11 protein-coding genes are annotated in these 8,891 nt (G+C 61.5%); 3 read left to right on the top strand and 8 right to left on the bottom strand.

The genetic code is table 11. The features are described 5' to 3' along the window. The 3 genes from EJD88_RS15100 to EJD88_RS15090 form a co-directional block, all read right to left on the bottom strand. On the bottom strand, nt 1-400 hold a 400-nt coding region (locus tag EJD88_RS15100), incomplete at its 3' end, for a substrate-binding domain-containing protein (protein ID WP_160384990.1). 35 nt (nt 401-435) lie between these two features. Further along, a complete protein-coding gene (locus tag EJD88_RS15095) occupies nt 436-1,257 on the bottom strand; it encodes an SDR family oxidoreductase (RefSeq protein ID WP_099587155.1) in 822 nt (273 codons plus the stop codon). A gap of 159 nt (nt 1,258-1,416) precedes the next feature. Next, complete coding sequence (locus tag EJD88_RS15090) at nt 1,417-1,896, bottom strand: GNAT family N-acetyltransferase (protein WP_010208407.1); 480 nt, start codon at nt 1,894-1,896, stop codon at nt 1,417-1,419. A gap of 187 nt (nt 1,897-2,083) precedes the next feature. Here EJD88_RS15090 and EJD88_RS15085 point away from each other — a divergent pair, with 187 nt between their 5' ends. From EJD88_RS15085 to EJD88_RS15075, 3 genes are all read left to right on the top strand, one after another. After that, nucleotides 2,084-3,280 (top strand): MFS transporter, encoded by a 1,197-nt coding sequence (locus EJD88_RS15085; RefSeq protein WP_158878374.1) that lies wholly within the window; start codon nt 2,084-2,086, stop codon nt 3,278-3,280. 85 nt (nt 3,281-3,365) lie between these two features. Beyond that, nucleotides 3,366-3,704 carry a hypothetical protein gene (locus EJD88_RS15080; protein ID WP_099587157.1) on the top strand — a complete coding sequence of 113 codons (339 nt, stop codon included), beginning with the start codon at nt 3,366-3,368 and terminating at the stop codon, nt 3,702-3,704. 51 nt (nt 3,705-3,755) lie between these two features. Then, the gene (locus tag EJD88_RS15075) at nt 3,756-4,016 is read left to right on the top strand and encodes a hypothetical protein (RefSeq protein ID WP_112196493.1); all 261 of its coding nucleotides are present in this window, start codon (nt 3,756-3,758) and stop codon (nt 4,014-4,016) included. Between the two features lie 59 nt (nt 4,017-4,075). Here the strand turns inward: EJD88_RS15075 and EJD88_RS15070 are convergent, their stop codons facing one another. The 5 genes from EJD88_RS15070 to EJD88_RS15050 form a co-directional block, all read right to left on the bottom strand. Next, complete coding sequence (locus EJD88_RS15070; RefSeq protein ID WP_158878373.1) at nt 4,076-4,996, bottom strand: PfkB family carbohydrate kinase; 921 nt, start codon at nt 4,994-4,996, stop codon at nt 4,076-4,078. Next, on the bottom strand, nt 4,989-6,455 hold the full coding sequence (locus tag EJD88_RS15065) for a cytosine permease (protein ID WP_099587160.1): 1,467 nt from the start codon (nt 6,453-6,455) through the stop codon (nt 4,989-4,991). Before EJD88_RS15065 ends, EJD88_RS15070 begins: the two co-directional genes overlap by 8 nt. Nucleotides 6,456-6,532: 77 nt before the next feature. Next, on the bottom strand, nt 6,533-7,534 hold the full coding sequence (locus tag EJD88_RS15060; RefSeq protein ID WP_158878372.1) for an ADP-ribosylglycohydrolase family protein: 1,002 nt from the start codon (nt 7,532-7,534) through the stop codon (nt 6,533-6,535). Beyond that, nucleotides 7,531-8,244 carry a GntR family transcriptional regulator gene (locus tag EJD88_RS15055; protein ID WP_099587162.1) on the bottom strand — a complete coding sequence of 238 codons (714 nt, stop codon included), beginning with the start codon at nt 8,242-8,244 and terminating at the stop codon, nt 7,531-7,533. Before EJD88_RS15055 ends, EJD88_RS15060 begins: the two co-directional genes overlap by 4 nt. 70 nt (nt 8,245-8,314) lie before the next feature. Further along, nucleotides 8,315-8,875: a DUF1285 domain-containing protein gene (locus EJD88_RS15050; RefSeq protein ID WP_158878371.1), complete on the bottom strand. Its 561-nt coding sequence runs from the start codon at nt 8,873-8,875 to the stop codon at nt 8,315-8,317. Nucleotides 8,876-8,891: the final 16 nt, after the last annotated feature.

Raw genomic sequence — 8,891 nt, 5'->3', positions numbered from 1 at the left:
CTTCAAACGCGGCCATGCCCAGGTACGGCACGTCCTCCATGAAATTGCCCTTGGCGTCGACAAAGCGGTCATCCACGGCCATGACTTTCAAGCCATTGAGCTTGGCCTTGGCCACGATGGCCGGGCCAAGCGACACGTCCGGCGGGCAGATCACAAAGCCCTTGGCGCCGTTGGCGGCCAGGCTGTCGATGGCAGAGAGGGTTTTTTCGCCATCGGGCACGGCGATCTTGATCACGGTAAAACCGTGGTCCTTACCGGCTTTTTCGGCGAAGGCCCATTCGGTCTGGAACCAGGGTTCTTCGGCTTGTTTGACCAGGAAGCCGATCTTTACTTCTTCGGCCGATACCGCCCCGCTGAATGCCAGGGCGAGTGCCAGAGTGCCAACTGCTTTCTTGAACATGGACCACCTCTTGTTGTTATTGAGCATTACAAGTTCTAGTCGTGATACATCACAGACCGCCCGCCATCGATCATCAGGCAGGTGGCATTGATAAAGGGCGCCTCGTCGGTGGCCAGGAACAACGCCGTCATCGCCACCTCGACCGGCTGGCCGATGCGTTTGGGCGGGTGCAGGTCAAAGGCACGCTGGCGCTCGGCATGAGGGTCGGGGAAACCGTTCCAGTAGTCGACGTTGAGTTGGGTTTCGATGTAGCCCGGCGCGATGGCATTGACGCGAATGCCTTTGGGCGCGTACTCGATGCCGAGGGCGCGGGTAAGGCCCAGCAGGCCATGTTTGGCCACCGGGTACGGGAAACAACCGGGAATAATGTGGCTGGAATGGGTGGAGGCGATGTTGATGATATTGCCAATACCCTGCTCGATCATGTGCGGCAGCACCGTACGGCAGCCAAACCAGGCGCCGTCGAGGTCGATGGCGAAGCAGCGGCGCCAGTCTTCGTCGGTCATTTCCAGGGGGTCACGGAACACGTTGACGCCCGCGCAGTTGACCAACACATCCACGCGGCCGAAGCGCTCGATGGCCACATTGACCAGCGCCTGCCATTGCTCTTTTGAAGTGATGTCGACGGCTTGCGCGACAATTTCAGCGCCGCGTTCGCGCCAATGGGCAGCCACCTTCTCGACTTTTTCGCCCTGGATATCGGCGATGACCAAGCGCGCCTGCTGGGCCTGAAAGCACGCGACGATTGCCTCGCCAATGCCTTGGGCGGCGCCGGTGATGATCACCACCTTGCCTTTGAGCCGCTCGCCGTAAGTGGGCTCGGGCACGGCGGGGAGTGACAATGGTTGTGCCTGCATCGCTTCACCTGTTTTATTTTTGGTAGTGAGTGCTGATGCCGCCGACTATAAACCCAGATCTTGAAACATCTCAATATATAAATTTGCATCCCATATTGTGAGCTAACCCATAAAAAAACCGGCCTTGGATTAGCCGGTTTTTTTGAGACGGGATGACCCTCAGCCGAGGGCAAAATCGCGCAATGCGTCACCTTCCATGCGATAGCGCACCCACTCTTCCTGTGGCTGGGCGCCGATGGATTTGTAGAAAGCAATCGCCGGCTCGTTCCAGTCCAGCACGCTCCACTCAAAGCGCCCGCAGCCGTTATCAAACGCGATCTTGGCCAAGTGGCGCAGCAGCTTCTTGCCCGCCCCGCCACCGCGTTGCTCGGGGTTGATGTAAAGGTCTTCCAGGTACAGGCAGTTGCTGCCCAGCCAGGTGGAATAGCTGAAGAAGAACACCGCAAAACCAATCGGCAGGCCATCGCGCAGGCAAATCAGGCCATGGGCGGTGGCACCCTCGCTGAACAGGCTACGCTCGATATCCACCACGCTGGCGATCACTTCATGCCGGGCTTTCTCGTACTCGGCGAGTTCGGTGATGAACGTCAGGATCTGCGCAGCATCGCTGGGCACGGCGGGGCGAATCTCGATGGTCATGGGCACGCCTTGGGCAATTTCAAAGCCGACATACTAAGGCGCTTTGATGACGGATTGCAGCGCATTTTCATGCGCCGCGCCGTTACTCCGGCCGGCACCGATGCAAGCACCAGCAACTACAGAACAAACCCGCTCAAGGTGCGTGATAAACAGTGGCCACTACTCCAACCACCTCCAGGCGGCCCCAATGCAGTCCACGTCCCCGGTGAGCACCCAACTGTTCGCCCTGTTTTGCCTCGCCAGTTTCCTGTTGTCGCTGTCTTACGGCTCGACGTTTTTGTTGTCGCTGCTGATTCATACACGCGGTGGCAATGAACACGATGCCGGCAGTGTGATTTCCACGGCGATGCTCAGCACCTTCATCGCAGTGCTGCTTTCCGGGCACTTGGCGGATGCCTTGGGCGCGGCGCGGGCCATTGCCGGGATGGGCGTGTTGCTGGTGGTGGCGTGCCTGGGCTTTGCGTTGATGCCGGGGTTTGGTGAAGGATTGATGCTGTTCGGATTGTCCCTGGGCTTGGGTTGGGGGGTGTTCTACACGTTAGGGCCAATCATCGTGACCATGTTGGTGGAGCCCCGGCAGCGCGCCAAATATTTCGCACTGTTGTCGGGCAGCATGATGAGCGGCATCGGTTCTGGCCCTCTGCTGGGCCGGGCCGCGAATGCACTGGGGCTGCCTCTGACAAGCGCCTTCTACATTGCCGCATTGGCCAGCCTGGTCGGGGTGGGGATGTTCTGGTTGCTGGGCTCGGCACTCAAGCGTCATGCCACGGCGCCGGTGTCGAAAATTTCCTGGGGCGCCTGCCGTCGCGTGCTGTCTTCACGGGCAGTGTTTGCCATCGTCATGGTCGGGCTCGGCGGTTGCGTGTTTGGTGGGTTGTCTTCCTTCCAGACCAGCTACGCGGCGGCCCACGGCCTGGATTATTCGCTGTTCTTTGCCGGTTTTGTCAGTGCGGCGATCAGCAGCCGCCTGTTGATCGCCGGCTATGTGGTCAAGCGTGATGCCTATGTGGCCGCCTGCGTGCTGTCCGGGGTGATGCTGGGGTCGATTCTGCTGTTCGCCTTTGGCGTCAGCGGCAACGCGAGTTACCTGTTGGCTGCCGTGACGCTGGGGGTCGGATACGGCCTGACGTATTCGGTCATCAACGGCTTGGTGGCCAATGAGGCGCCAACCGGCACCACGTCCCAGGCGCTGCTGTTGTTCAGCCTGGCGTATTTTGTCGGGGTCTTCGGGTTTCCCTGGCTGGCGGGCTGGATCATCGTCGATTTCGGTCTGCCGGCGCTGATGCTCAGCGTGCTGGCCGTGGCCTTGGGCAATTGGTTGATCAGCGTGGCGCGTCTGATTTGGCGTCGGGCAACGTCACACAAAATCTTACAGGTAGGCTGATACCGTTCGTCGCCATCCAGGCACCTTCAACAAATGGCGGCTGACCAATAGAGGGTAAGGACATTAATTCTACGGAGATATCCTCATGAAGCCTTCAAAGTTTGCTGCCTTCGCCCTCACCGGCCTGCTGTCCGCTGCCTCGCTGAGCGCCATCGCTGCCAGCTCGACCACCGGCCCGACCGATCCGACGCCGGACGCCACCACCGAGTCGCAGAAATCCATGGGCACCGGCCTGGATACCAATGGCGGCGCCATCATCGATAACACCAACGGCGCCGACCCGCACACCAAGGGGCATGACACCGAGCGCCAGGCTCCCGCCGCAGTCGGCAACGGCAAGATGGGCCCGTCGGTCAATGAGCCGAAGATCAACAAAGGCGACGACTCGAACCTGCCGGGCGCGCCAAAACAACCTGCGCCCTAAGCCCTCGACCGTTAGACGAACACCCGATCATTTCCCCGTGAAGAGGTACGCATGAACGTCGATAGAAACCTTGAAAAAGAAGTCCTCACCCGCCTGCTGCACGCCCACCCGCAAGGTTTGGGCAAGGAGGTGCTGGATAATTACCGCGGCGAAAAAGAGGTGGCCAGTGTGTTGGCATTTCTGCAGGACCGCGGGCTGATCAAGGATGGGCATGTGACCACCGACGATGCCGGTGAATATTCACTGAATCTGCCGATCAAGCTGACGGCGTCCGGGGTAGATGAAGCGCGTAAGTTGGACGCCCTTCAGTAGCCTTCACGCAAACCCAATGTAGGAGGGGGAAAGCTCCCTCCCACATTTTTGATCTGCGTTTATTGGGTGAGCAAGGCGTCAACCTCTTCGGTGCCCGGCGAGGTTGCAGGGCCCCACTGTGTCACTGCCAGCGCCGCTGCCGCATTCGCCCTGCGCGCCGCCTCAGCAGGTTTCAAACCCGCAGCCAACCCGGCAATAAACACCCCTGCGTGTGCGTCACCCGCCCCATTGCTGTCCACCGCCTTCACCTTGAAACCCGGCACATGCTCGGCGCGCCCGGCGCGGCTGACCCAACACCCGTTCGGCCCATCACGCACTACCAGCAGCGCCTCCTTATTAGGCAGATGCCGATTGAGGTCGAGCAGTGCGTCCGCCAGTGTTTTCGCACCGGTAAATGCCAAGGCTTCCGGGCCATTGCTGGTCCAGATATCGATGCGTGGCAACAAGGCGGCCATCAGCGCTGAATCCGGCGCCTTGACCAACGGGCCCGGGTCGAATACCACGGTGATCTCACGCGGCAAACCCAGCAACCAGTCGAGCAAGGCCTGGGCCTTGCCCTCCAGCAACAGGCTGTACCCGCTGACGTAAACATAGTCGTCGGCTTGCGGCACAACGCGAGCCAAATCCTCAGCACTCAAGTCGCCCTCAACGCCGATATGGGAGATAAAGGTGCGCTCGGTAGTGGCTTCGGTCAGCGAGACACACAACCCGGTGTCCTTGCCCTCACTCGCCGCCTGAGCCATTTCCACGCCTTCGGCCTGCATCGCCGCGCGGGCCAGGTCGCCAAAACGGCCATCGCCGTGGCGGCCCAGGTAAACCACCGGCAACCCGTTGCGTCGCGCCGCCGCCATCACATTAAAGCCGCCGCCGGCTTCGAAACTGGCCGATCGCGCCAGCACGTCGCCGCCGCTGGCGGGCAAGGTATCGAGGGCCATGACCAGATCGACGATGACCTGGCCGGTGTGCAGCAATCTAGACATTGGGGCTCTCGACTAACGCCGGGCGACGATCAGCCGCGCCGCCCAGTACGGCATAAATCCCGCCGGCCACCAGGAAGGTGACGATCCAGCCCAGGCCGTTGTGGCCCAACCAGGAGTCGGACAACGGCCCGGCGAACCAGATGTTCTCGGCGGTGGTGCCAATGGTGGTGAAGCTGAAACCCAGAACAATCGCCACGGCCCAGGCGCCAAACGCACGCCATTCCACACCACCGCGGTACCAGTAGGCGCTGCTTGGGCTCACGTCGAGCAGATCCTTGGGGCTGTAGTAGTGACGGTGGATCAGGTCGACCACAAAGATCCCGACCCATGCGGTGATCGGCACCGCCAGCAACGAAATGAAGGTGATGAACGGGCCGTAGAAACTGTCGGCGATCAGCATGAAGTAGATCGAGCCAGCGAAGATCGCCACGATGTCGACGATCACCGCGTGTACGCGCTTGACCTTCAAACCGAGGGTCAAGGTGGTGAGACCGGCCGAGTACACCGACAGGTTATTCGACAGCAGTAACCCACCGAACGCGGTGATCAGGTACGGCACAGCCATCCAGGTGGGCAGCATGTCGCGGATCGCAATGATCGGGTCGGTGGCCGAAGCCAGGTCATTGTTGCCCACCGACAGCAGGCCACCGAGGGTGATCAGCAGCACCAGTGGAATCCCCGCACCAAACGCGGCGGATGCCACCAGGCGCACGGCCTTGACGCTGCGGTGCTGGTAGCGCGACATGTCGGCACCGGCGTTGGCCCAACCGATACCGGTGCCGGCGGCCATGGTGCCGACGCCGATGATCATTGCGCTCAGCGGTGCCGGCGTGGCGTTGAACACGGCGCTCCAGTCGATGGTGGCGCACAGGAAACCGCCGACCAGGATGTTCAAGGCGCCGAACACATAGGTGGCCCACTTCTGGATCACCAGCAAGGTGGCGTGGCCCAGGCCGGAAACGGACAGGGTCAGCAGCACGAAGATGGCGATAAAGATCAAGGTCAGCACCGGCGCGCTTTTGGCCTCGACTGGCGAGCCGAACAGAATCGAACACAACGACAGCAGCACAAAGGCGGCGGTGGTGGTGTTGACGGTTTCCCAGCCCAGGCGCGACATCAGTGACACCAGCGTCGGGCCGATATTGCCGCGCACGCCGAAGATGGCGCGGGACAGGGTCAGGCTCGGCGCACGGCCACGACGACCGGCGATGGAGATGATGCCCACCACCGCAAAGGAGCCAGCAGCGCCAAGGATCGCCACGATGATTGCCTGCCAGATCGCCAGCCCCCGGAACGCCACCAGCGTCGCGCCCAGCGGCAAGCCGAGGATGCTGATGTTGGCGGCGAACCACACCCAGAACAGTTGCAGCGGATGGCCATTGCACTCGCCTTCGGGGACGGGCTCGATGCCGCGTGTTTCCAATTGCCCGGCGTTTTGGCCGGAAGATGTGCTGCTCATGAGGGGCGCTCCTGGTGCCTGTATTATTGTGGTTGTGGCAGGTATGCAAGGTGAATCGGTATTCCGGTCGTCCTGGCTCAGCGCAGTTTCAACAGCGCTTCAACCAACGGCTGCAAGTCCAAGCCGTTCACGGCCTTGACCTGTTCGATCATTGCCACAGGCCAGCACTGCATGCCCAGACAAGCGCCGAGCATCGCCCCCAGAATCGCTGCGATGGTGTCGGTGTCACCGCCAAGGCTGGCGGCCAGGCACAGGGCCTCGAAGGCGTTCATAACCCCCACCGCCACTTGCTGGGCCAGGGCAAACGACACCACCACCGATTCCTGGGAGGCAACGGAGGTGCCGATCAATTCGTAGAGCAGGTCGGCAAACAGTGCTGTGTCACCGCTGCCGACACTCAAGGTGCGCGCCCAACTGATGCGGGTGGATATGCGTCCGCCAGCAATCCAATGACCCTGGCCTTCCGCCTGCTGGGCGATCTGGGTGCCGATGTTCAGCGCTTCGCCGAGGTCCACACCGTTGATGCCAGCGGACACCACTGCCGCCACCGCCGCCGCACTGGAGATACCCAGCGTGGTGTTATGAGTGACCTGGCACGCCTGGATCACCGCCTGGATAAACGCTGCCGGGTCGCTGACATCGGCGGCGATACCCACGGGCGTGATGCGCATGGCAGCACCATTGGTGGTGCCGTAGCGGCCGGATTCCTCAGGGGTATGCCCGGCCAGGATCATGTCGATAGCGCGTTTGGTCGACGGGCCGAGCAGGTCCTGGGAACCCTTGGCACGCATCACCGCTTCCCAGTCGATCAGGCGCTGGGCGAGCACGATGGGCTCGATCGTGCCTTGGCCTTCGACCAGCAACTCGCCGACCAGAATGGCCTGCTCGGTGTCATCAGTGATGGAACCAGCGGGCATATTCGGCGCGATGGGTTGATCGGCACCGGCATCCTCCAGGGCGGTGATCGCACCGAAGCGCTGTCGCACCAGCTCGCGGCTCAGGGACTGAGTGGGCATGCCCAGGGCATCGCCCAGCGCGAGGCCGTAGAAAGCGCCGAGGGCGCGAGTATCCGTGGTCATTTCGAAGATCCAAATTGCAGGTGCAGGCGAAAGTGCAGAGGGTCGAGCAAGCTTTCGACGTATTCCATAAAGCGCTCGCGCCGGTCGTAGGTGGTGCGCGAGGCCTTGAGGAACACGCTGCCCGCCGGGCGGCCGAGCAACTGGGCGTCTTCATCGCTGAGGGGTTCGGCGCCTATCCACTGGTCCCCTTCAGCGCCGATATAGCCGTATGCCGCGAGGGTGATGGTCAGGGAATTGTCGATCAGGCCGACACGGGGCAGGCTTTCCAGGCCACCGGACTCGGGCATCAGCGAACGCTCCAGAGACACCGCAGTGCCATCGCTGGTGCGCCGGCGACGGTCGAGGGCGATAAAGCGCTCGGTGCCGAACCGGCTGAACAGATCGGGACGCGTCACCGCTTCCAGGCGCAGGATATCGGTGGTCACCAATGCACCGGTGTCCGCCAGAGCCTGTGCCCATCCGCTGTTTTGATCGAGCACCATGCCGTCAAACGTGACGATGGAGCCGACGCCGCTCTGGGTCGCGATGTAATTGCGCCGCTTGAGTTCGGCCAGGGCTTCGCGCAAGGTGCCGCGGCTGACCGCAAACTCCTCGGCGAGCTGGTGCTCGCCCGGCAGCAGGAAACCGTCGGCCATCACTCCACCCTCGATACGGCGGATGAGCTCGTCGACGACACGTTTTTTCTTGTCAAATCGGACATGTCTAATCATGTACAAATTGATAACCGAAACGGTCCTTATGCAGCAAGCGAATTATTTCAGGAAGATGAAAAAAGCGGCCTCAGGGTTCCAGGCCAATCGGGAAAAACTCGCCGCCGCTCCAGACGCCCAGCCAGTTCTGACCGTTGATCGGGCGGCTTACAGCAAGCTCCACCAATTGGTAGAACACGTTGCGATGCACCAGGGCTTCGAGGTTGGCGCGTACCCGTAGATAGGGCGCAGGTTCCTGGGTGACGGGGTCGATGACCACCCGCAGCGGGTGTTCGATATCGGCTTCGATCTGTTCATCGACGTTGGTGGTGAAGCGCAGCAACTGGCTTTCGCCCTGCCCTTCGACCTCCAGGGTCAGCGCGACAAAGGGCGCATCGTCGACGGTGATGCCGACTTTTTCCACCGGAGTAATCAGGAAGTAATCATCGCCGTCGCGGCGGATGATGTTGGAGAACAACTTGACCATCGGCTTGCGCCCGATGGGCGTGCCTTGGTAGAACCAGGTGCCATCGCGGGCGATGCGCATGTCGATATTGCCGCAGAAATCCGGGTTCCACAGGTGCACCGGCGCCGGTCCCTTGCCTTTGGGCAACTGGGCCAACAAGTGGTTGGCCTTGGCGGAATCGGTCATGAGGTTCTCCCTTTTT

It is taken from the genome of Pseudomonas sp. PB105, assembly GCF_009764655.1.
In the GTDB taxonomy this organism is placed as follows: domain Bacteria; phylum Pseudomonadota; class Gammaproteobacteria; order Pseudomonadales; family Pseudomonadaceae; genus Aquipseudomonas; species Aquipseudomonas cyclaminis.
The sequence above is the reverse complement of the archived record's forward strand: the minus strand, read 5'-3'. Positions and strand labels throughout refer to the sequence as shown.